The organism is Hathewaya histolytica (genome assembly GCF_901482605.1).
GTDB classification, from domain to species: domain Bacteria; phylum Bacillota; class Clostridia; order Clostridiales; family Clostridiaceae; genus Hathewaya; species Hathewaya histolytica.
This window is the reverse complement of record NZ_LR590481.1, coordinates 2,235,654-2,258,495: the sequence shown is the minus strand read 5'-3', so window position 1 is coordinate 2,258,495 and position 22,842 is coordinate 2,235,654. Positions and strand designations below refer to the sequence as shown.

Here is a 22,842-nt window from a genome sequence, read left to right as displayed (position 1 = left end):
TATGTATGAGTATTTAGATAAGAGATATGCTCTTGCTTTGTATGAAGTTGGAGAAAAGAATGGTAGGGTAGAAGAGTACTTAGAAGATTTAAGAGAGATAGTTAAGATGGTAAAATCAGATGAAAACTTTGTAAAAGTCATCAAACATCCTCAAATAAGTACTGCTAAAAAGAGAGAAATTTTTACACTTGCTTTTAAGAATAAGATAGACGATGAAGTACTTTCTTTTCTAATAATCCTTATAAATAAAGGTAGAATACTTTATTTAGAAGAAAAATTAAAAGAGATGGAAAAGATATATTTAGAAAGACATAACCAGCTTTTAGCAGAGGTTATAACAGCTGTTCCGCTAATTGAAGTGGAAAGACGCATGTTAACAAGAAAACTAGAAAGTAAATATGATAAAACAATAATTTTAGATGAAAAGGTAGATGAAACTATTATAGGTGGAGTCTATGTAAGAGTCGGTGATGACGTGATAGATGGGACAATTAAATCCAAACTTAAGGATATTGAAAAACTCATATTGGCTTAGAGAAGAGGTGAAATTATGCATGTTAAACCTGAAGAAATAACTTCAATTATAAGAAAAGAGATAGAAAAGTACGAAAAAAAGATTGAAACTGTGGACTCTGGTACAATTATTCAAATTGGAGATGGTATAGCTAGGGTTTATGGGCTTGATGATTGTATGGAAGGTGAACTTTTAGAGTTTCCTAACAATGTTTATGGAATGGCTCTAAATTTAGAGCAAGATAATGTGGGATGTGTTCTTTTCGGTTCAGAAGAGGGAATTAAAGAAGGTGATGTAGTAAAAAGATGTCGCAAAGTAGTTGATGTTCCAGTTGGAGAAGCATTAGTAGGAAGAGTTGTAAATCCTCTAGGAAATCCTATAGATGGAAAAGGACCTATAAAGACAACTGAAAGAAGGGCCGTGGAAACTAGTGCTCCAGGAGTTATAGAAAGACAATCAGTTAAGGAACCTTTACAAACAGGTATAAAAGCTATAGATGCAATGGTTCCAATAGGAAAAGGACAAAGAGAGCTTATTATTGGTGACAGACAAATTGGTAAAACGGCTATAGGGATAGATGCAATAATAAACCAAAAAGGAAAAGATGTTGTTTGTATTTATGTAGCCATAGGACAAAAGCAGTCCACAGTTGCTAATATAGTAAATATATTAGAAAACCAGGGGGCTTTAGATTATACTATAGTAGTTTCGTCTACAGCATCAGATTCTGCGCCATTGCAATTTTTGGCTCCTTATTCTGGATGCAGCATGGGCGAATATTTCATGTATAAGGGAAAAGATGTTTTAATAATATATGATGATTTATCAAAACATGCAGTAGCATATAGAACAATGTCATTATTACTTCGTAGGGCACCAGGAAGAGAAGCTTATCCTGGGGATGTTTTTTATCTACACTCAAGATTATTAGAAAGAGCAGCTAAGTTATCAGAAAAGTTAGGTGGAGGCTCATTAACTGCACTACCAATTATAGAAACTTTAGCAGGAGATGTAACAGCATACATACCTACTAATGTTATATCTATTACAGATGGTCAGATATTTCTTGAATCAGATCTTTTCTATTCAGGACAAAAACCAGCTATAAATCCAGGTATATCTGTATCGAGGGTAGGTGGAAGTGCTCAAATAAAAGCTATGAAACAAGTAGCAGGTACTTTAAGATTAGAGCTTGCACAGTATAGGGAACTAGCAGCATTTGCACAGTTCGGGTCAGATTTAGATAAGGAAGCTATAAGAAGGCTTGAAAAAGGTAAAAGGCTAATAGAAATATTAAAGCAAAATCAGTATGAGCCTATGGCAGTAGAAAAACAGGTTATTATTTTATATGCAATTGTTAAAGACTATTTATCAGATATACCTGTTAATAAAATCTCTGATTTTGAAAAGGAATTCTTGAATTATGTAGAAACTCACCATAGAGATGTATTAAAAAATATCGTTGATACTGGTAAGTTAACAGAAGAAATCGAGGGTTCTATTAGAAAAGCCATAGAAGAATTTAAAAAGGTATTTGTTGTAAATGATTAATATTAACCCTTTAAGGAGGTGTGATTAATTGGCTGGAACAAGTTTTGCTGTAATAAGGAAAAGAATAAATTCTATAAATAATACTAAAAAAATAACTAAGGCGATGTCTTTAGTTGCTACATCAAAATTAAGAAAAAATAAAGAGAGACTTTATATAAATAATCAGTATAAAGCTAATCTTCATAAAGTGATTTTAAATATGTTAAGTAGTTATGAAGAAGGAAGTATTTTGGTAGATGGAAACGGGTCTAATAAAAAATTATATATAGTTATAACGTCTGAATTAGGATTATGTGCAGGATATAACGCAAATGTTATATCTAAATTAAAAGAGAGTATAAAAGAAAATAATAATGAATACGGTGTTTTTGTTATAGGACAAAAAGGTTTAAATTCAATAAAAAGAATAAATTATGATATTTTAAAAGAATACACCGATATACCAAGCGTTCCTACCTTCAAATATTCAAAAAATATTACAAAAGATATATTAGATTTATATTTGAATGAAGAAGTGGGAGAGGTAAATATTATATATACAGAATTTATTTCTACTATTAAAAGAGAGGTTAAAGTAGAAAGAATACTCCCAATTGATTTAAACAGTGATTCTAAGGAAAATGAAATATATGAATTGGAAAATTTTGAGATATTAGATGAAGTTATAAAGAGTTATATTGAAGAACGTTTATTTAATGCAATGCTTAATGGTAGAACCAGCGAAGAAAGTTCAAGAATGGAAGCTATGAATGGGGCAACGAAAAATGCAAATGATATTTTAGATAAGCTTAGTATTCAATACAATAGATTAAGACAAAGTGTTATAACTCAAGAGATATCAGAAATTGTTGGAGGAGCAGAGGCACAACGCTAATGATACATGTAGGGGAAATGCTCCCCTTATTTTTGGAGGTGAAATAATGCCAGGACAAATAGGAAAAGTAGTTCAAATTATAGGACCGGTAATCGATATTAAATTTGATTCAGATGCGTTGCCTAATATATATAATGCTATTGAGATTGATATGGGTGACAGAAAGATTGTGGCGGAAGTTGAGCAACATATTGGAGATGATATTGTTAGAACAATAGCTGTAGAAAATACAGAGGGTCTAAGAAGAGGAATGAATGCCTTCGATACTGGAAAATCAATCACTGTACCTGTTGGGAATCCTGTTTTAGGTAGATTATTTAATGTTTTAGGAAAACCCATGGATGAGGGAGAACCAGTAAAAACTGATGTATCATATCCTATTCATAGATCAGCACCAAGTTTTGAGGAACAATCAGTAAAGCCGGAAATATTCGAAACTGGAATTAAAGTAATAGACCTTTTAGCACCTTACCCTAAGGGCGGTAAAATAGGATTGTTTGGAGGGGCAGGTGTTGGAAAGACAGTATTAATTCAGGAACTTATAAATAATATTGCAAAACAATATGGAGGTCTATCTGTATTTACAGGTGTTGGTGAAAGAACAAGAGAAGGTAATGACCTATATAATGAAATGAAAGATTCTGGGGTTATAGAGAAAACTGCACTAGTATTTGGACAGATGAATGAACCACCAGGAGCGAGAATGAGAGTAGCATTGACAGGACTTACTATGGCAGAATATTTTAGAGATCAAGGGCAAGATGTACTTTTATTTATAGATAATATATTTAGATTTACGCAGGCTGGTTCTGAAGTTTCTGCATTGTTAGGAAGAATTCCAAGTGCAGTTGGATATCAACCAACCCTTGCAACTGAAATGGGTGCATTACAAGAAAGAATAACATCCACAAAAAATGGATCAATTACTTCAGTTCAAGCTGTATATGTACCTGCAGATGATTTAACTGACCCCGCACCAGCAACTACTTTTACGCATCTTGATGCTACGACTGTGTTATCAAGGGATATAGTAGAACTAGGTATATATCCTGCTGTAGATCCATTAGATTCTACATCAAGAATATTAGATCCTAGAGTTGTTGGAGAAGAACATTATAATGTGGCTGTTAAAGTTAAACATATACTAGAAAGATATAAAGAATTACAAGATATAATAGCTATTTTGGGTGTAGATGAACTAGCAGAAGAGGATAAATTAACAGTATCTAGGGCTAGAAAGATACAAAGATTTTTATCACAGCCATTTACAGTTGCAGAACAATTTACAGGTATGCAAGGTAAATTTGTAGCTATAGAGGATACTGTTAAAGGATTCAAAGATATTTTAGAAGGTAAACTTGATGACATTCCTGAAAGTGCTTTCTTGTTTGTAGGAACTATAGAAGAGGTGCTTGAAAAAGCTAAATCTATGGAATAGCATTGAATTCGTTGAAGGTGAAATAAATGAAAGAAATAATACTAAATATTATTACGCCTGAGAAAAAGTTTTTTTCAGGTACTATAACTAAACTAATTACAGAAGATAAAGAAGGAAGTTTAGGAATACTTCCAGGTCATATGAGTATGGTGAAATCCTTATTGCCACATATATGTACCTTTAAAACTAAGGAAGAAAAAGAAATGAAAGCATTTATATCGTCAGGGATTTTAAAGGTAGATAAAGGATCAATAGATATACTTTGTGATTCCGCAGAGTGGCCAGAAGATATAGATGTTAATAGGGCTAAAAAAGCTCAAGAAAGAGCTGAAGAAAGAATAAAAACAATGCCTGAGGGGACTGATATAAAGAGGGCTGAATTAGCGTTGAAAAGAGCGTTAATAAGAACTAAAATTAGAAATATATAAATATTTTAAGAAAAGGCAACCTATAGAGGTTGCCTTTTCTTATGCGCATATAGGAACATTTTACTATGAATATTTATATTATAATATATAATACAAAGTCTTTATTTTAAATCTATAAGTATAAAATGTGAAAAAGTGTAAATGATTAAGATATAAATAAAATTTAAAGAGGTTTAATTATGAAGACTAAAAAATTATCTTTATTAATAATAACATTTTTAATTATAATTAATTATAAATCCTTAATTTGCTACAGTACAAATGTGAATAGTTTTAATAATGAAATTTTATCTAGTATAACTTCAGAAGATATTACAACCTATGTATCTATAAAAGGGACTTTTGGAAATAAAGATAAAATAAAAAAATATAAGAATGAAATTAAAGATATCCTTTCACAAGAAGATATTTATTTGAAGGAAAGTAGATTTAATGATCTTTATGAAAATTTAGAAGCAGCAAACTTGTATATTAATTATGATAGTAAGTATTCATTTAACTTATTCATATCTATGAAAGGTTATAATGAAGAAAAAATTAATAAATTAGTACAGAAGATTGAGAAATCCTTAAGCTCTATAAAGTCCAATATTAAAATAAATTTTAATATCAAAGCAAAATTAAAAAATAATATAGAAATAGAAACTGAAAAAAATAAAGTAGAAGATAATTTAAATAATAAAGGATATATATTAGAAACAATTAAACTTAGCAATGCCTATAGTACAAAAGTATCAAATAAAGTAGAAGAGGAATATTATTATGTTTTTTCTTCCTATGATACAGCAAATTATTTAGTAATAGGTGACCCAGAAATTTTTATTTCTTATTAGAGAAACTAATAAAGAGTGGAGGATAGTTATGGACAAGATTATTGTAAAAGGTGGGAAAGAACTTAAGGGAATCGTAGAAATTAATTCTGCTAAAAATGCTGTATTACCTATTATGGCAGCATGTATTTTAAATGGAGAGAAGAATACTATTAAAAATTTGCCAATGCTTGAAGATGTAATTGTTCTTTCAGAAGTTTTAAAGTCAATTAACGGAAAAGTTCACATAGATGAAATAAGTAGAGAAATTATAATTGATAGCAGTGATTTAAAGGCAGTACAACCGTCCGATGAATTAGTAAGAAAAATGAGAGCGTCCTTTTTGATTATGGGAGCTATGCTCGCGAGGTTTGGAAAATTCAAACTTTCATTACCAGGAGGATGTAATATTGGTACAAGACCTATCGACTTACATTTAAAGGGGTTAGCAGCTTTAGGAGCAGATATAAATATAGGACATGGATATGTAGAAGCTAAGGCTAGAAAATTAGTAGGATCTAATATATATTTAGATTTTCCCTCAGTAGGTGCAACAGAAAATATTATGATGGCAGCTACCTTAGCAGAAGGTGATACAATTATAGGAAATTGTGCCGAAGAGCCTGAAATAGAAGACTTAGCTAATTGTTTAATAAAAATGGGTGCCAAAATTGAAGGAGTAGGAACTGATACAATAAAAATTGCAGGAGTAAAAGAATTAAAAGGAATAGAATACACGCCCATATATGACAGAATAGAAGCGGGAACTTTTATGATAGCGGCTGCTATTACGAATAGTTTAATTAACATAAAAGGTATAAAGGAAGAACATTTAAAACCCGTAATAGCGAAGCTTAGGGAAATGGGAGTGGATATTTTAATTAAAGGGGATACTATGAAAGTGGATGGTAGGAGAATTCTTACACCTACGAATATTAAGACTATGCCATACCCTGGATTCCCTACAGATATGCAATCTCAAATAACTTCATTATTAAGTGTAATTAGAGGAACCAGTGTTATAACAGAAACAATTTTTGAAAATAGATTTATGCATGCAGCTGAACTAAGTAGGATGGGTGCTAATATAAAGATAGATGGAAGAAGTGCTATAATACAAGGGGTAGATAAATTAACAGGTGCGGAAGTAAAGGCTACAGATCTCAGAGCTGGTGCAGCAATGATATTAGCAGGTCTTATAGCAGAGGGTGAGACTAAGATATCGGATGTCTATCATATAGATAGAGGTTATGTAGATATAGAAAAAAGATTTAAGGAGTTAGGCGCAGATATTAAAAGAATAAAAGAATAAAATTAAACTTTTACCTAAAAGAAACTTATTTATAAAATTTTCTTTTAGGTTTTTTTATATATTATTATTTGAACTTGAAATAATTAGGAATAAATAAAATATTCTATAATAAAATATTCTATATAACATATAATTTTTCACAAGAGGTGATAAAATGAGAAAGGTAATTGTATCCTTTAAATTAAAAGATATATTAGTAGGATTTATTATATTTAATTTATTTATAATAATACTTTCAGTAACCATAATGGGTAAAAATAAGGGAAATGATAGTAAAGTAGTTCAGAAAAATGAGAGTGTTCCTAAGGTTGAAAGCAAAAGTACCAATTCAAAAGATGAGAAAAATGAAAAGAAAGAAATATTAAAAAATAAAATAGATTCCAAAGTTAATATATATTTATCAAAGGATAAAAAGGTGGTTCAGTTAGATATTGAAGATTATATTATTGGGGTAGTTTCGGCGGAAATGCCAGCTAATTTTGGGGAAGAGGCTTTAAAAGCACAAGCAGTTGCAGCGAGAACATATACGGTAGCACATTTAAAAAGCATATTTAAAGGAGGGTGTAATCTTAACCAAAATGCTGACCTTTGTGATACTGTTCACTGTCAGGCATACATAAATAAAGAAAAAAGGCTAAATTCTTGGCCTAAATCTCAAAGACTTGAGTTATATAAAAAAGTTGAACAAGCGGTAAAAGACACAAAGGGGGAAGTGCTAAGTTATAACGATGAGTTAGTTATGAATCCATATTATTTTGCCGTGAGTAGCGGAAATACAGAAAACTCAGAGGATGTATTTGCAAAGGGTGCCCCGTATTTGAAAAGTGTTGAAAGTCCAGGAGAAGAAATAGCACCTAAATTTAAGAAGGAGTTTAGTTTTTCAAAAAATGAATTTATAAATTCAATGAAAACAAAGTTTCCTAATTTAAAAATAGACAGTAATAATATTGAACAAAATATACAAATTATTAGTAGGAGTAATGCCGGAAGTATATCACAAATTAAAATAGGAAATACAGTTACTACAGGAAAAGTTGTAAGAAGTATAATGGGACTTACTTCTTCGAATTTTAAAGTAAGTTTTCAAGGAAATCATATTAAATTTTCTTGCAAAGGGTATGGACATGGTGTTGGTATGAGTCAATGGGGAGCAAGTGTCATGGCAAAAGAGGGTAAAAAATATAATGAGATATTAAACCATTATTATAGTGGTACTAGTATAACAAAGTTAAAATATAAATAGTAAACTATTTAAGATCCTAAAAGTTTTTATTGGTAAAGCCTTATAGCTATCAATAAACTTTTAGGATATTTTTTTGACCAAATAACATATTGTCACATTATGTCTAATAATAAATATAAATATATATAAATATTTTTATTCTAAACATGTATTATTTACGTTTTAATGGACAAAATTACTAACAGGAGGTGCTTATTAATGGATAATAAAGCAAATAATACTCATGATTCACAAAGAAGCTTTGGAAAATTTCTAAAGAAAGAGAGTTTTTACGTAATTCTATTTGTTTCCTTATGTATAGTTGCTGCAATTGCAGCTATAACAATTAATTCAAGGAAAGTTGCAACAAACAAGAAAGAGGCTACTAAGAATATAGTTAGTAAAGATACTAAAACAAAAAGTGATAAACCGGATAATGCACTGTTAGTAGAAAGAGAAAAAAATAAAGTAGCTCAAAATAATAAAGAAAAACCTGATGTTAAGGTTTATAAAAGTGGTAAGAAGTTAAACTCAAAAGGCAATACTGCATCAGTATCCAACAATGTGGATATGAAGTTTACAAAGCCTGTAGAGGGTAAAGTACTACAAGAATATTCTGAAGTTCCAGTATTATCACAAGAATTTAGTGACGAGAAGACTAAAACATATAAAACAAATCTTGGTGTAAATATAGCAGCTAAGATTGGAACTTCTGTAAAAGTTGCGGCAAATGGAGTTATTGAAACTATAGGAGATAATCCAAAAGGAAATGGATATATGGTTGTAGTTGATCATAAAAACGGATTCAAAACAATCTATTCTAACTTAGATGGAAAACTTTCTGTTAAAAAAGGTGACAAAGTAAAACAAGGACAAGAAATAGGAAAAGTAGGAAATACTACATTAAGAGCTTCTAAAAGTGATGATAAGAAAGAAGCAGGACATTTACATTTTGCTATGTTACAAGGAAATGGCAATTTTAAAGATTTAGACTATGAAAATAAGTATATAAACCCAGCTAAATTTATAAAATAGTCTTTCAAATAAAATAGCCGCTTTTTTGCAAAGTGGCTATTTTATAATATTAAAGTTATTTTAAGGAGGTATTATTGTTGAAGGATTATATAGAGGAAAGAGTTTTAGAAGTTGCTAAATATATAATAGAATCGAAATCAACTATAAGAAAAACTGCAAAAGTATTTGGAGTAAGTAAAAGTACTATACACAAAGATATGACTGAAAGATTACCTAAAATTAATCCTCAAATTGCAGACGAAGCTAAGTATATTTTAGAAGTGAATAAGTCAGAGAGACATATACGTGGTGGAAAGGCGACTCAATTAAAGTATAAAAGTATTAGCTAAATCCCTATTTCATATGCAAAACTGTTATGGTATAATAATTTATCCAAAGTTTATAAAAAATTTATAAAAAGTTTATAAAGATATGATATTATTTTAAATATATTATATAAATTCACTTTTTAGAAAAAAATAAAATAAAAGATAAAAAAAATATCTTTATAAAGAGGAATTTTGATTATTCATATAGAAATATTAACTGTTAAAACTAATATACCAAAGAGCAGGAGTGAAAACTATGTTTTTTTTTGGAATGGGAACTGATATGGGCATAGATTTAGGTACGGCTACAGTTTTAGTCTACATAAAGGGAAAAGGTGTAATTTTAAAAGAGCCTTCAGTGGTTGCAATTGACAAAACAAATGATAGGGTACTAGCAGTTGGTGAAGAAGCTAGACAGATGATTGGTAGAACACCAGGGAATATAGTAGCTATAAGACCATTAAAAGATGGAGTTATATCTGACTACGATATGACAGAAAAGATGCTTAAGCATTTTATACGTAAAGCTTGTGGTAGAAAAAAATCATCATCTCCAAGGGTCGCAGTTTGTGTTCCTTGTGAAGCTACAGAAGTAGAAAGAAGAGCTGTTAAGGATGCTGCAAGGATGGCAGGAGCTAAAATGATTGAACTTATTGAAGAACCTGTTGCAGCAGCTATAGGAGCAGGACTTGATATATCTAAAGCTAGTGGTAATATGGTTATAGATATTGGAGGAGGAACAACTGATATTGCTGTTATTTCTTTAGGTGGTATGGTTGTTAGACAATCTATCAAGGTTGCAGGTGATGAGTTTGATGAGGCTATAATTAAGTACATAAGAAAGACGCACAAGCTTATGATTGGAGAAAGAACTGCTGAAGACTTAAAAGTTAATATTGGTTGTGCATATGAAGTAGAGGAAAAAAAGATGGAGATAAGAGGTAGGGACTTGATAACTGGTTTACCTAAAAATATTGAAGTAACTTCCAGCGAAATGAGAGAAGCTCTAAGTGAGGCAGTTTCAGCTATAGCTGAATGTGCTCATTCAGTGCTTGAAAAAACACCACCAGAATTGGCTTCAGATATAGCTGATAAAGGTATTGTAATGACTGGCGGCGGAGCTTTATTAAATGGTTTAGATAAATTGGTACAAGAACATACCAAAGTTCCAGTTTATGTAGCAGAAGAAAGTGTATCTTGTGTTGCTTTAGGAACTGGTAAGTATTTAGATTATTTAGGAAAATCTTAAAGTCATAAATAAAAAAATACAAGCTATGTTAAGCTTGTATTTTTTTATTTGCTTGTAAACTATATAAATAATAGGAATGGATTAATGCATCGCATAAAAAAATAGCCATATTATATATGAAGTTTAGGCGTATATTTCTCGCAGAAAATAATTGATTTTTTTCACTAACATCAACTATGCCGACAATAGATGCAGTACCTACTTCGGGAAGTGATTTCCCAACGCCTTTTCCAGGATAAATTGGATGGTTTCTAATAGCAATACTTCCTATATATTGTTCTTCTCCAAGACATGCATCTATACCTATAATTTTTTTATTGGGATAAGCTTTTTTTAATTCTTCTAATCTATTTTTTATGTTTAAGGCATGAATAGGATTATTTAGAGTTCCGAAGACTGGTAAGGGAAACTTTTTTTGTTTTAGTAAGCTTCCAACTATAGGACCAAAAGAATCACCAATGCATTTATCTGTTCCTATACATATTAACATTGTATCCTCGTCTATATATTTTAATATTGAATTTGCGATTTTATAGTATCCTAAAGGTTCTTTATAGTTTATGTATTCTTTACACAATATGCATACCCCCAGCTAATAAAAATTAAATTATACTATATATAAATATAGGAAAATGTATGAATATATACTAAACAAAATGAATTTTGAATAAAATTATATGTATATTAGAGATAAAATGAGTAATAATAAGAAATAAGAATATAATTCTAAAATATGAAGTTAATTATATTTGAAATAATGTTAATAAAAATGTATACTAATCCTTGTCGGAAAACACGACAAAATGCTTTTAAATTGGATGAGTTCCCGAGTGGCCAAAGGGGGCAGACTGTAAATCTGTTGCGTCTCGCTTCGATGGTTCGAATCCATCCTCATCCACCAATTTAAATTAAAATTATATATGCTGGCATGGCTCAATTGGTAGAGCAGCTGACTTGTAATCAGCAGGTTGTAGGTTCAAGTCCTATTGCCAGCTCCATATATTCGGATGAGTTCCCGAGTGGCCAAAGGGGGCAGACTGTAAATCTGTTGCGTCTCGCTTCGATGGTTCGAATCCATCCTCATCCACCATTTTAATTTAAAATTAAATAGCTTTTAACATTACATGGTAATATATTATTTTATTAAAGCTAATATGTTTAAATGTATGTTGATAATAGAATACTTGGATGAGTTCCCGAGTGGCCAAAGGGGGCAGACTGTAAATCTGTTGCGTTTCGCTTCGATGGTTCGAATCCATCTTCATCCACCAAAAGGACATACGTTGTATGTCCTTTTACTTTTATATACTATATTTGTAGTAGTGAAAATTAAGTATAAATTTAAATTATTAGATAGATTTATGAATATAAATTCTTATTGACATTTTTTTAATTCCATGATAACATTTAATTAAAATCGAATATGATGCTCTTATCAAGAGAGGTGGAGGGAAAGGGCCCTATGAAACCCGGCAACCGATGCTTAAAAGCATTATGGTGCCAATTCCTGCAGAATATTCTGCAAGATAAGAGGTGTGTACATGTAAATGCTACCTCTTCTTTATTTTGGAAGAGGTTTTTTTATTATAAAATAATGGCTAAATTTTATTAGGAGGATTAAAAATGAGAAGACTATTTACGTCAGAATCAGTTACTGAAGGGCATCCAGATAAAATATGTGACCAAATTTCAGATGCTATTTTGGATGAAATATTATCTAAAGATCCACAAGGAAGGGTAGCTTGTGAGACAGTTGTAACTACAGGTATGGTAATGGTTGTAGGAGAAGTAAGTACTAATTGTTATGTTGATATACCTAAAGTTGTTAGAAATACAATTAAAGATATAGGATATACAAGAGCTAAGTTTGGATTTGATGCAGATACATGTTCTGTTATAACATCTATAGATGAACAATCTTCTGATATAGCTATGGGTGTAGATGAGGCACTAGAAGCTAGAGAAGGAGAAAAGTCTGCTATAGAAGATATAGGTGCTGGAGATCAAGGTATGATGTTTGGATACGCTTCTAATGAAACAGAAGAGTATATGCCATTACCTATTTCTCTTGCTCACAAATTATCTTTAAGATTATCACAAGTTAGAAAAGAAGGTATTTTAGATTATTTAAGACCAGATGGTAAAACACAAGTCACTGTAGAATATGGCGAAAATGGTCCTGTTAGAATAGATACAATAGTTATTTCTACTCAACATGCTCCAGAAATAACTCATGAGCAAATACAAAAGGACTTAATAGAAAATGTAATAAAGGTTGTAGTACCACAAGAATTATTGGATTCTACTACAAAATATTTTATAAATCCTACAGGAAGATTTGTAATTGGAGGTCCGCAAGGGGATTCTGGATTAACTGGAAGAAAGATAATAGTAGACACTTATGGTGGAGCTGGAAGACATGGTGGTGGTGCATTCTCAGGAAAGGATGCTACAAAAGTTGATAGATCAGCTGCATACGCTGCAAGATGGGTAGCTAAGAATTTAGTTGCAGCAGGAGTAGCAGATAAGATGGAAATTCAATTAGCATATGCCATTGGAGTTGCTAAACCAGTATCTATAAGTGTAGAGACATTTGGAACTGGTAAAATTGAGAACGATAAAATTGTAGAAATAGTAAATAAAGTTTTCGATTTAAGACCAGCTGCTATTATAAAAGAACTAGATTTAAGAAGACCTATATACAGACAAACAGCGGCGTACGGACATTTTGGAAGAACAGATGTAGACCTTCCATGGGAACACTTAGATAAGGTTGATGAAATAAAGAAATATATTTAGTTATATTAAGTTAAAGAAATTAAACACGGACATACTTTAAGTGTATCCGTGTTTTTTATTTTATATTATTGAAGATTTCTTTTATATGTTATAATTTAAGTGTTTAAAAAATAATGGGAGAGATTCTATGTTAGAAATGATAGGTATAGTACAAAGTATAATATTCAAAAATGAGGAAAATGGGTATACTGTAGCCAAAATAAAGGAACTAAAAAATAGTAAAGATGAAATAACTATAGTAGGAACAATTCCTTTTCTGGTAGAAGGACAAAATTTAAAAATTAAAGGGGAGTGGTCTTCCCATCCTACCTTTGGGAAACAGTTAAAAGTGTTATCTTGTGAGGAGATAGTACCAAAGACTCTTATAGGCATAGAAAAATATCTATCTTCAGGAATAATATCTGGTATAGGACCTGTCACAGCAAGAAAGATTATAGATCATTTTAAAGAAGAAACTTTAGATATTTTAGATAATGATATAGATAGGTTAAAAGAAATCGAGGGTATAGGTGAAAAAAAGATAAAACTTATATATGAATCTTATTCAAGGCAGAGGGAAGTAAGAAATATAATGATATTTCTTCAACCCTATGGTATAACTGCTAATCAATGTGTGAAAATATATAATAAGTATGGTACTAATGCTATAGAAATTTTAAAACAAAATCCATATAAAATGGTAGAGGATATATCGGGTATGGGCTTTAAAACAGCAGATAAAATAGCCTTAAATTTGGGCCTTGATAAAAATTCCTCATATAGAATAAAAAGTGGTATTAAGTATGTTGTAAATGAATTTTGTTTGTTAGGTAATACCTATATGCCTATGGATGAACTTTTAAAAAGAGGGGAAAGTATTCTTTGTGTAAATAAAGATGAAATAGAAAAAAATATTTTTGAAGTAGTGGTCTCAGGAAATATAAAGGTTGAGAATATTGATGGAGTAGAATGTGTTTTTACTATTCCTTATTATTATAGTGAATTATCTGTTACTAAAAAGGTTTTAAGTTTAACCATGTCTTCCTATGATAAAATTAATATAGATGTGGAAGAGGAAATAAAAAGTTTTGAGAAAGAAAATAACATTAAATTTGCACCTTCTCAAAAGGAAGCTATTTGTGGAGCTTTTGAAAGTGGTATGGAAATTATAACTGGTGGTCCTGGAACAGGTAAAACCACAATAATAAATTGTATAATTAGAATTTTTGAAAATGCAGGAATGACTGTTACTATGGGGGCCCCTACTGGTAGAGCTGCAAAAAGGATGACTGAAGCTACAAATAGAGAAGCAAAGACAATACATAGACTTTTAGAAATAGGATATAGTGATGATGATTCAAATATGCAGTTTTTTAAAAGTGAAGAAGAACCTTTGGAATCTAATGTAGTTATTATAGATGAAGCATCTATGATAGATATTATGCTTATGAATAATCTCTTAAAAGCTGTATCCCTAGGAACTAGGGTAATCATAGTGGGGGATGTAGACCAACTTCCTTCTGTTGGACCTGGAAATGTATTGAGAGATTTAATAGAAAGTAAAAGTGTAAAAGTAGTTAGATTGAAGGAGATTTTTAGGCAAGGCAAAGAAAGTATGATTGTAGTTAATGCCCATAAAATAAACAATGGAGAAATGCCTATAATAAATAAAAAGAATAATGACTTTTACTTTTTAAGATGCGGTGAAATGGAGAATGTTATTAAGACTATTTTAGACTTGATTTCTGAAAGACTTCCTAAGTTTAATGAAAACTGGAATAATATTCGAGACATACAAATATTATCACCTACAAGAAAAGGGATATTAGGCGTAGAAAATTTAAATAAGAGTTTACAAAGTATATTAAATAAAGAAAGTAAAAATAAGAAAGAAAAAGAATTTAGAGATACTATTTTTAGAGTAGGGGATAAAGTTATGCAGATTAAGAATAACTACTCTATGAAATGGACTAAAATAGATAATAGTGAAGAAGGTATTGGAGTATACAACGGTGATATAGGCTATATAACAGATATAGATGATAGCGAAAATCTTATTGTTTTATTTGATGATGAAAAGCGTGTTAAATATGATAATGTATTTTTGGATGAACTTAACCTTGCGTATGCAATAACCATTCATAAAAGTCAAGGAAGTGAATTTCCAGTTGTTATTATACCTATGTTTATGGGACCACCTATGCTTATGAATAAAAACTTATTGTATACTGGAATTACAAGGGCAAAAAAGATGGCAGTTTTAGTTGGTCAAGAGAAAGCATTAAGCTTTATGGTGAAAAATGATAGAAGTTTTGAGAGATATTCATCACTTAGGTGGAGGATATGTAGTATAATGGAAGATTTTTAAGGTTAAGAGAATAGAAAAATAAAAATTGGATATATTTAGAATATAGGCTTTTATAATATATTTATAATAGAGGATAATATAAATATGCTTAAATATATTTTAAATTGTATCTTAGATTTAGTTTACTATAGAAGTGACTTATGCTTATGCTGTGATAAAACATTATATAATGAGGAACTTCTTTGTGATACTTGTTTAAAAAATTTAATATTATGTCATAGCTATTTTGAGATTAATAAGCATGATTATAACTTTAAGTGTTATAGTTGTGCTTATTACTCTAATACTATAAAAACATTAATTTTAAAAATGAAATATAAAAATGATTTTAAATCCGCTGAATTTTTAAGTGGATTAATTTATAACTTTATAGTTAAAAACAATATAAATATAGATATTATAACTTTTGTGCCAAGCAGCAAGAGTAGAAAGAAAAGACGTGGATATAATCAAAGTGAAGTTTTAGCACATTATACATCTAGGAAGTTAAAAATAGAAAAAAAGAAGTTACTTTTAAAAAAAGATGGAACTAAAGATCAAATAGGGTTAAGTGAAAAAGAACGATGGGAAAATGTAAGAGACATGTTTTTCTTTAATAAAAAATATAACATTGAAGATAAAAGGATTTTACTTATAGATGATGTTATAACTACAGGGGCTACAATATATAACTGTAATGAGGTGTTAAAACAGAGTGGAGCTAAAGAAGTAATACTGCTTACTGTAGCTAGAAATATAGGTTAATCTAAAATACCCCACAGTATATAATTATATCATATATGTTTATATAATTCATCCATTCATATAAGATAATAAAGTTAAAGAAAGTACGCAATTTTAAGAAGGTAGTGTGTAAATTTATTTAATATTATGTGAATTTCTTTTTAAATCATTGTTATTTTTATATGCTCATTATAAAATATATACAAGGCAACAGTTGAACAACTAAATTCAACTAAGCATTTAACAAAACTCTTAATATGTGAGAGGGGCTGAGTTTATGAAAGTTAAATTCACTGGCAAAAATATTGAGATTACAGAAGCACTTAAAGAAGTGATTTCTAATAAGTTGTTGAAGCTAGATAAGTATTTTAAACAAGAAGTGGAAGCTCATTCAGTGTTAAGTGTTCAAAAAGAACTTCACAATTTTGAATTAACGATTCCTTTTAAAGGTGGAATTTTAAGAGCAGAAGAAGAAAGTGAAGATATGTATAAGTCAGTAGACTTAGTACTAGATAAAATAGAAAGACAAATAAGAAAACAGAAAACTAAGTTGCAAAGAAAGTTACAAGGCGAAAGTTTAGCTTTTTCTTTCATAAAGGAAGAAAAGCATCCTAAAGAAGAACCTAAGATAGTTAAGACAAAGAAGTTTGCAATGAAGCCTATGTCTTCAGAAGAAGCTATGTTACAGATGGAGCTTTTAGGTCATAACTTCTTTATGTATATGGATGGAGATACATCAGAAGTAAATGTTATATATAAGAGGAAAGATGGTAATTATGGTTTAATCGAACCTGAATTTTAATGAAAATTTGAATATAAGTTTAAAGCAGTGATAGTAATCACTGCTTTAATTATATATAATTTAATAGATATAATAATATAAAGTTCTTATTACATTTATGTAGAAATTTTAAGTAATGTTATAAAATGATTAAATATAGATATATTAAGTTGAATAGTGAAATTTTAAATGATATAATTTTTAATTATAGGCACTTAAGTTAATAAAAATAGAGTGAGGATGACAAAGTATGAAGCTTTATGAAAAAGTATTTGGTACATATAGTGAAAGACAAATAAAAAAGATCACACCAATAGTAAATAAAATAAAATCTTATGATGAATCTATGTCTAAACTTACAGATGAAGAACTTAAAAATAAAACTTTAGAATTTAAAGAAAGATTAGGCAAAGGAGAAACCCTAGATGAAATCCTTCCAGAAGCTTTTGCAGTAGTTAGAGAAGCTTCATGGCGTGTTCTAGGAATGAAACATTTTGATGTACAATTAATAGGTGGAATAGTTCTTCATCAAGGAAGAATTTCAGAGATGAAGACTGGAGAAGGAAAAACTTTAGTAGCAACTTTACCTACTTATTTGAATGCCTTAACAGGTGATGGAGTTCACGTAATCACAGTAAATGACTATCTTGCTAAGAGAGATAGTGAGTGGATGGGACAAATATATAGGTTTTTAGGACTTTCCGTAGGAGTAAACCTTCATAACTTAAGTGCAGAAGAGAAAAGAACGGTTTACGAATCAGATATAACTTATGGTACAAATAATGAATTCGGCTTTGATTATTTAAGAGATAACATGGTTATATACAAAGAGGAAAGAGTACAAAGAAAATTAAACTATTGTATTGTGGATGAGGTTGACTCTGTATTAATTGATGAGGCTAGAACACCGCTTATAATATCAGGAGAAGGGGATAAGTCTACTGAATTTTATAAGATCGCAGATTTCTTTGTAAAGAGTATTTCTGAAGGGGATTATGAACTTGATGAAAAGGCTAACTCTGTTATATTAACTGATACGGGTATAGAAAAAGCAGAAAAATTCTTTAAGTTAGATAATTATGCAGATGCAGAGAATATGATGATTCAACACCATGTAATTCAAGCTTTAAAGGCTAATTATCATATGAGAAAAGATAAAGATTATATGGTTAAAGATGGCGAAATTATAATAGTTGATGAATTTACTGGAAGACTTATGGAAGGAAGAAGATATAGTGATGGACTTCACCAAGCTATAGAGGCTAAAGAAGGAGTTAAAGTTGAAAAGGAATCTAAAACTTTAGCAACTATTACATTCCAAAACTATTTCAGAATGTATAAAAAACTAGCTGGTATGACGGGTACTGCTAAAACTGAAGAGAATGAGTTTAGAGAAATTTATGGTCTTGACGTAATAGAGATTCCTACAAATAAACCAATAGCTAGAGCCGATAAACCAGATTTAGTATTTAAAACACAAAAAGCTAAATATAATGCTATCGTAGAAGAAATAGTAGAAACTAATAAAAAAGGTCAGCCTGTACTTGTAGGTACAGTTAGCATCGAAAAATCAGAAGTAATATCTGATTTGCTTAAAAAAAGAGGTGTTAAGCATCAGGTTTTAAATGCTAAGTTCCACGAGAAAGAAGCAGATATTGTATCTCATGCTGGTGCAAAAGGAATGGTTACAATTGCAACTAACATGGCAGGACGTGGTACAGATATAAAATTAGAAGATGATGCTTTAGAAGTAGGTGGACTAAAAGTAATAGGAACTGAAAGGCACGAGTCAAGACGTATAGATAACCAATTAAGAGGTCGTTCAGGTCGTCAAGGTGACTCAGGAGAATCAAGATTTTATGTTTCTTTAGATGATGACTTAATGAGAATATTCGGTTCTGAGAGGCTTCAAGGGGTAGTAGATAAACTAGGTCTTGAAGACGAAGCTATAGAAAGTAAATTAGTTTCTAATGCTATAGAAAGTGCTCAAAAGAAGGTTGAGGGAAATAACTTTGACATAAGAAAAAATGTACTACAATATGATGATGTTATGAATCAGCAAAGAACTATAATATATGATCAAAGAGCACAAGTTTTAGAAGGAAAAGATTTAAGAGAACAAATAGTAAATATGATCGAAGACATAGTAAACGCAACAGTGGATTCTCATATTAGAAATGTAGAAGACGATTACGAAAATGAAGTTGAAAAACTTGTTTTATATTTAGAAGATATATTTGTTCCTAAAAATTCTATAGATACTAAAGAGTTATCTAAAAAGGGAATAGAAGATATTAAAAAAGAGTTAACAGAAAGTGCATTAAAATTATATGAAGAAAAGGAATCAGAATTTGAGGAATCAGAAGAAATAAGGGAAATTGAAAGAATTATACTTCTTAAAGTTGTTGATTCTAAGTGGATGGATCATATAGATAATATGGATCATTTAAGACAAGGAATAGGTCTTAGAGCATATAAACAACAGGATCCAGTTCAAGCATATCAATTTGAAGGAACTGATATGTTTAATGAAATGATATGGAATATAAAAATTGAAACTATTAAATATTTATTCCACGTTCAAGTTCATCAAAACATAGAGAGAGAAAGAGTAGCAGTAGTTACCAACACAAAACATGGTGATGAGGATTTAAAAAAGGAACCAATTAGAAAAGGTGAAAGAGTTGGAAGAAATGATTTATGTCCATGTAATTCAGGTAAAAAGTATAAAAACTGCTGCGGAAGATTTGAATAGAAACTTTGATAATATATGGCTTGGTCTAAGGATTTTCTAAGGATATAAAGCAACCAAATAAGAATTTAATGTTAACACCTTACTATAAAATGTATAAAAATTTTATAGTAAGGTGTTTTTTGTGTGTAAAATATTACAATAAGTGAATGATATTATTAAGAAATTATAAAGATGCTTAAAAATGGTATTAAATGTGATAAATTTAATTTTGTAAGCTTAAGGCTGACAAAATTAAGTTAGATAGGAGGAATTTATGATAAGAGTTAAGATAAAAAGATTATTTTAAAGTCAATTATTATATTGAATGTGTGAGAATTATTATTGAATATACGAATGAGATAAAGAAAAAACTTTATGAGTGCATTAGATATATAAATACAATAAAAATTTAGGAGGGAAAGTATGAATAAAAAATCTAAGGGATATATATTAGCAATAGTATTAACAATATCAGCTGCATCATTTATGGGGTATGAACTTAAAGTAAGTGGAGTTAATATTAGCATTTCTAATAAAAAAAGGGAAGTTATAGCGGCACAAGGGAAAGAGACAGAAAAAAACAATACCAATATGGAAATAAAATTATCTGATAGAGAAGAACTGCTAAAAGTAAATCCAATAGGTAAAAAGATAAAAAATAATTTTAATTATCCTGACAAGGAAAAAATACATTTTAAAATGATTAATGCTGTAGATAATTTTAAAACCTGTAAAGGGGAATTTAATGAGGAAAGTACTATGCTGAACTTGAATGGAAAATATACCTTTGCAGTTGATACAGAAAATAAATCCTCAGTATCAGTGATAAAAGAGAGTGGAAAAAAACCTGTAACTTTAATTTATCATGATGATAAGAGAAAAGTTTTTGAGGATGAGGATAAAAGTTATAGAGAGTTTGAGGAAAAACAAGAGAAAGAAAAACCTACAATTGTAAGACCCTTTGAACTATATTTAAATCCAACGTCTAATAGAACAGACATTGGATATTTAGGTGTAAGCAGCGATATTATTTGTGCGGAGGCATTTTCAAAATACCTATATATTTATGAAGATTGGAATTATACAGAGACAACTTTTTTAGGTAGAAATGTATATAAGTTAGAGGGAGTAATTGATCCACATCTAGGTGGTAATATGAAAGGGAAATTCTCTTTACTTATGGATAAAGAAACGGGAATAGTACTTCAATTTTTATCATTTGATGATAATGGAAAAATAAAAGATAAATTAGAAGTTAGTAAATTAGAAGTAAATACCCCAATAGATAAAGCTTTATACAATAAAAGTACATCTGGATATACAAAAAAATAATAAGTAAATAAAATTCAGATTTTTAACTTTTATAGTTATTAATTTGGTTTTATACTAACACAGGAGGGAAAATATTTTTTCCCTCCTATTTAATTACATAAAAAATATCTAGTTATTTTTTAGCTAAAACTTCTGTAAGTTTTTTCTATTTAACTTTATATAAATCAAAGTAAGTAAGTAAAATTTGTGTTATAATATATTTTGTTTATGTAATTAGTAGGAAAGAGGTGCTAACTTTGTTGGTTAAATTAGAAGAAATAAGTAATGAAATTAATGAAATTGTTGATAGAGTAAGTGAAATGAGGGTTTCTCTTTGACTTAGATAACTTATATAGTAAATTATCTGAATTAGAAACAACCATGCAGCAAAATGGTTTTTGGGATGATGTTCAAAAGGCTGGGGAAATAACTCAGGAAGCTAAAATCCTAAAAGATAAGATAGATAATTATAATTTGCTTAAAAATAGAGCAGAAGATTTAAAAGTGCTGCTTCAGATTAGTATTGAAGAAAATGATGAATCCACCTATAGCGAAATAAAGTGTGAATTAAAAGAAATAAAAAATACACTTAGAAACTTAAAAATTGAAACATTACTTTCAGGTAAGTATGATAGAAATAATGCTATACTCACTCTCCATACTGGGGTAGGCGGAAATGATGCTCAGGATTGGACTGAAATGTTATATAGAATGTATTCTAGATGGTGTGATAAAAAAGGGTTTAAAATAGAAGTTTTAGATTATATATCGGCAGATGAAGCTGGAATAAAAACTGTTACTTTAAAGGTTAGTGGAGAATTTGCTTATGGATACTTAAAGGCAGAAAAAGGTGTTCATAGGCTGGTTAGGATTTCTCCGTACAATGCAAATGGAAAAAGGCAGACGTCTTTTGCATCCTGTGAGGTTATACCAGAATTGCGTGATGAACAGGACGATATAGAAATTAATCCACAAGATTTAAAGATAGATACCTATAGATCAGGTGGAGCTGGTGGACAGCATGTTAATAAGACGGAATCTGCAATTAGAATAACTCATATACCTACAGGAATTATCGTTCAATGTCAAAATGAAAGAAGTCAGTTTACTAATAAAGAAACAGCTTTAAAGATGTTAAAAGCAAAGCTTGTTACTTTAAAGGAACTTGAACATAAAGAGAAAATTGAAGATTTAAGTGGAGAATTAAAAGGTATCAGTTGGGGGAGCCAAATTAGATCATATATATTTCATCCGTATAATCTTGTAAAAGATCATAGAAGTGGAGTGGAAACTTCTAATGTAAATGCTGTTATAGATGGTGAACTTGATATATTCATTAATTCTTATTTAGAAAGAGAACTGAAATAATTTTTTTATATTGAAGGGAGGCAACACTTTTTAAGTGTT

19 protein-coding genes, 4 tRNA genes and 1 riboswitch are annotated in these 22,842 nt (G+C 29.9%); of the genes, 22 read left to right on the top strand and 1 reads right to left on the bottom strand.

Translation table 11 applies throughout. The annotated features are described in order from the left end of the window. Position 1 precedes the first annotated feature (1 nt). From FGL08_RS10850 to FGL08_RS10800, 11 genes are all read left to right on the top strand, one after another. The gene (locus FGL08_RS10850) at positions 2 to 535 is read left to right on the top strand and encodes a F0F1 ATP synthase subunit delta (protein WP_138210805.1); all 534 of its coding nucleotides are present in this window, start codon (positions 2 to 4) and stop codon (positions 533 to 535) included. 15 nt (positions 536 to 550) lie between these two features. Further along, entirely contained in the window at positions 551 to 2,065 is a 1,515-nt protein-coding gene (atpA, locus tag FGL08_RS10845; RefSeq protein ID WP_138210804.1) for a F0F1 ATP synthase subunit alpha, read from the top strand. Between the two features lie 28 nt (positions 2,066 to 2,093). Next, positions 2,094 to 2,939 carry an ATP synthase F1 subunit gamma gene (gene atpG, locus FGL08_RS10840; protein WP_138210803.1) on the top strand — a complete coding sequence of 282 codons (846 nt, stop codon included), beginning with the start codon at positions 2,094 to 2,096 and terminating at the stop codon, positions 2,937 to 2,939. A gap of 46 nt (positions 2,940 to 2,985) precedes the next feature. Further along, the gene (gene atpD / locus FGL08_RS10835) at positions 2,986 to 4,377 is read left to right on the top strand and encodes a F0F1 ATP synthase subunit beta (protein WP_138210802.1); all 1,392 of its coding nucleotides are present in this window, start codon (positions 2,986 to 2,988) and stop codon (positions 4,375 to 4,377) included. 26 nt (positions 4,378 to 4,403) lie between these two features. Continuing rightward, positions 4,404 to 4,805, top strand: coding sequence for an ATP synthase F1 subunit epsilon (gene atpC, locus FGL08_RS10830; protein ID WP_138210801.1), 402 nt, complete (start codon positions 4,404 to 4,406; stop codon positions 4,803 to 4,805). 179 nt (positions 4,806 to 4,984) lie between these two features. Further along, positions 4,985 to 5,638 carry a hypothetical protein gene (locus tag FGL08_RS10825; RefSeq protein WP_138210800.1) on the top strand — a complete coding sequence of 218 codons (654 nt, stop codon included), beginning with the start codon at positions 4,985 to 4,987 and terminating at the stop codon, positions 5,636 to 5,638. A gap of 28 nt (positions 5,639 to 5,666) precedes the next feature. Continuing rightward, a complete protein-coding gene (murA, locus tag FGL08_RS10820) occupies positions 5,667 to 6,926 on the top strand; it encodes a UDP-N-acetylglucosamine 1-carboxyvinyltransferase (protein WP_138210799.1) in 1,260 nt (419 codons plus the stop codon). Positions 6,927 to 7,080: 154 nt separating this feature from the next. Next, complete coding sequence (spoIID, locus tag FGL08_RS10815) at positions 7,081 to 8,169, top strand: stage II sporulation protein D (protein WP_138210798.1); 1,089 nt, start codon at positions 7,081 to 7,083, stop codon at positions 8,167 to 8,169. Between the two features lie 198 nt (positions 8,170 to 8,367). After that, positions 8,368 to 9,183, top strand: coding sequence for a M23 family metallopeptidase (locus tag FGL08_RS10810; protein ID WP_171012057.1), 816 nt, complete (start codon positions 8,368 to 8,370; stop codon positions 9,181 to 9,183). A 77-nt stretch (positions 9,184 to 9,260) separates the two neighbouring features. Next, positions 9,261 to 9,512, top strand: coding sequence for a sporulation transcriptional regulator SpoIIID (spoIIID, locus tag FGL08_RS10805; protein ID WP_138210796.1), 252 nt, complete (start codon positions 9,261 to 9,263; stop codon positions 9,510 to 9,512). Positions 9,513 to 9,747: 235 nt separating this feature from the next. After that, positions 9,748 to 10,740: a rod shape-determining protein gene (locus FGL08_RS10800; RefSeq protein WP_138210795.1), complete on the top strand. Its 993-nt coding sequence runs from the start codon at positions 9,748 to 9,750 to the stop codon at positions 10,738 to 10,740. A 28-nt stretch (positions 10,741 to 10,768) separates the two neighbouring features. Here FGL08_RS10800 and yyaC read toward each other — a convergent pair whose 3' ends face one another. Next, positions 10,769 to 11,317 carry a spore protease YyaC gene (gene yyaC / locus FGL08_RS10795; protein ID WP_138210794.1) on the bottom strand — a complete coding sequence of 183 codons (549 nt, stop codon included), beginning with the start codon at positions 11,315 to 11,317 and terminating at the stop codon, positions 10,769 to 10,771. Between the two features lie 239 nt (positions 11,318 to 11,556). Between yyaC and FGL08_RS10790 the strand changes: the two genes are divergently transcribed. From FGL08_RS10790 to prfB, 11 genes are all read left to right on the top strand, one after another. After that, positions 11,557 to 11,641: transfer RNA gene (locus FGL08_RS10790), tRNA-Tyr, on the top strand. A 21-nt stretch (positions 11,642 to 11,662) separates the two neighbouring features. Then, positions 11,663 to 11,738, top strand: a tRNA-Thr gene (locus tag FGL08_RS10785). Positions 11,739 to 11,745: 7 nt separating this feature from the next. Further along, positions 11,746 to 11,830 (top strand) — tRNA-Tyr (locus FGL08_RS10780). A 96-nt stretch (positions 11,831 to 11,926) separates the two neighbouring features. Next, positions 11,927 to 12,011 (top strand) — tRNA-Tyr (locus FGL08_RS10775). 158 nt (positions 12,012 to 12,169) lie between these two features. Beyond that, a riboswitch (SAM riboswitch) is annotated at positions 12,170 to 12,273 on the top strand. A 90-nt stretch (positions 12,274 to 12,363) separates the two neighbouring features. Continuing rightward, positions 12,364 to 13,539, top strand: a complete 1,176-nt coding sequence (gene metK, locus FGL08_RS10770; protein ID WP_138210793.1) for a methionine adenosyltransferase — start codon at positions 12,364 to 12,366, stop codon at positions 13,537 to 13,539. Positions 13,540 to 13,666: 127 nt separating this feature from the next. Then, positions 13,667 to 15,886 (top strand): SF1B family DNA helicase RecD2, encoded by a 2,220-nt coding sequence (gene recD2, locus FGL08_RS10765; RefSeq protein ID WP_138210792.1) that lies wholly within the window; start codon positions 13,667 to 13,669, stop codon positions 15,884 to 15,886. 84 nt (positions 15,887 to 15,970) lie between these two features. After that, positions 15,971 to 16,630 (top strand): ComF family protein, encoded by a 660-nt coding sequence (locus FGL08_RS10760; protein WP_138210791.1) that lies wholly within the window; start codon positions 15,971 to 15,973, stop codon positions 16,628 to 16,630. A gap of 256 nt (positions 16,631 to 16,886) precedes the next feature. Beyond that, a complete protein-coding gene (gene hpf / locus FGL08_RS10755; protein WP_138210790.1) occupies positions 16,887 to 17,411 on the top strand; it encodes a ribosome hibernation-promoting factor, HPF/YfiA family in 525 nt (174 codons plus the stop codon). A 229-nt stretch (positions 17,412 to 17,640) separates the two neighbouring features. Beyond that, a complete protein-coding gene (secA, locus tag FGL08_RS10750) occupies positions 17,641 to 20,145 on the top strand; it encodes a preprotein translocase subunit SecA (protein WP_138210789.1) in 2,505 nt (834 codons plus the stop codon). 402 nt (positions 20,146 to 20,547) lie between these two features. Next, positions 20,548 to 21,456, top strand: coding sequence for a hypothetical protein (locus FGL08_RS10745; protein ID WP_138210788.1), 909 nt, complete (start codon positions 20,548 to 20,550; stop codon positions 21,454 to 21,456). A 236-nt stretch (positions 21,457 to 21,692) separates the two neighbouring features. Then, positions 21,693 to 22,803, top strand: a protein-coding gene (gene prfB, locus FGL08_RS10740; RefSeq protein ID WP_179951329.1) for a peptide chain release factor 2 whose coding sequence is annotated in 2 segments (ribosomal slippage) — positions 21,693 to 21,770 and positions 21,772 to 22,803 — 1,110 coding nt in all. Because the reading frame shifts where the segments join, the coding sequence is not laid out codon by codon here. Positions 22,804 to 22,842: the final 39 nt, after the last annotated feature.

Bases quoted from the DNA above. Each gene is read 5' to 3' on its own strand.
- FGL08_RS10810 (WP_171012057.1), top strand. From the start codon at position 8,368: ATGGATAATAAAGCAAATAATACTCATGATTCACAAAGAAGCTTTGGA.
- FGL08_RS10800 (WP_138210795.1), top strand. From the start codon at position 9,748: ATGTTTTTTTTTGGAATGGGAACTGATATGGGCATAGATTTAGGTACG.
- FGL08_RS10850 (WP_138210805.1), top strand. From the start codon at position 2: ATGTATGAGTATTTAGATAAGAGATATGCTCTTGCTTTGTATGAAGTT.
- murA (WP_138210799.1), top strand. From the start codon at position 5,667: ATGGACAAGATTATTGTAAAAGGTGGGAAAGAACTTAAGGGAATCGTA.
- spoIID (WP_138210798.1), top strand. From the start codon at position 7,081: ATGAGAAAGGTAATTGTATCCTTTAAATTAAAAGATATATTAGTAGGA.
- atpA (WP_138210804.1), top strand. From the start codon at position 551: ATGCATGTTAAACCTGAAGAAATAACTTCAATTATAAGAAAAGAGATA.
- atpD (WP_138210802.1), top strand. From the start codon at position 2,986: ATGCCAGGACAAATAGGAAAAGTAGTTCAAATTATAGGACCGGTAATC.
- atpC (WP_138210801.1), top strand. From the start codon at position 4,404: ATGAAAGAAATAATACTAAATATTATTACGCCTGAGAAAAAGTTTTTT.
- FGL08_RS10745 (WP_138210788.1), top strand. From the start codon at position 20,548: ATGAATAAAAAATCTAAGGGATATATATTAGCAATAGTATTAACAATA.
- FGL08_RS10825 (WP_138210800.1), top strand. From the start codon at position 4,985: ATGAAGACTAAAAAATTATCTTTATTAATAATAACATTTTTAATTATA.
- secA (WP_138210789.1), top strand. From the start codon at position 17,641: ATGAAGCTTTATGAAAAAGTATTTGGTACATATAGTGAAAGACAAATA.
- metK (WP_138210793.1), top strand. From the start codon at position 12,364: ATGAGAAGACTATTTACGTCAGAATCAGTTACTGAAGGGCATCCAGAT.
- FGL08_RS10760 (WP_138210791.1), top strand. From the start codon at position 15,971: ATGCTTAAATATATTTTAAATTGTATCTTAGATTTAGTTTACTATAGA.
- recD2 (WP_138210792.1), top strand. From the start codon at position 13,667: ATGTTAGAAATGATAGGTATAGTACAAAGTATAATATTCAAAAATGAG.
- hpf (WP_138210790.1), top strand. From the start codon at position 16,887: ATGAAAGTTAAATTCACTGGCAAAAATATTGAGATTACAGAAGCACTT.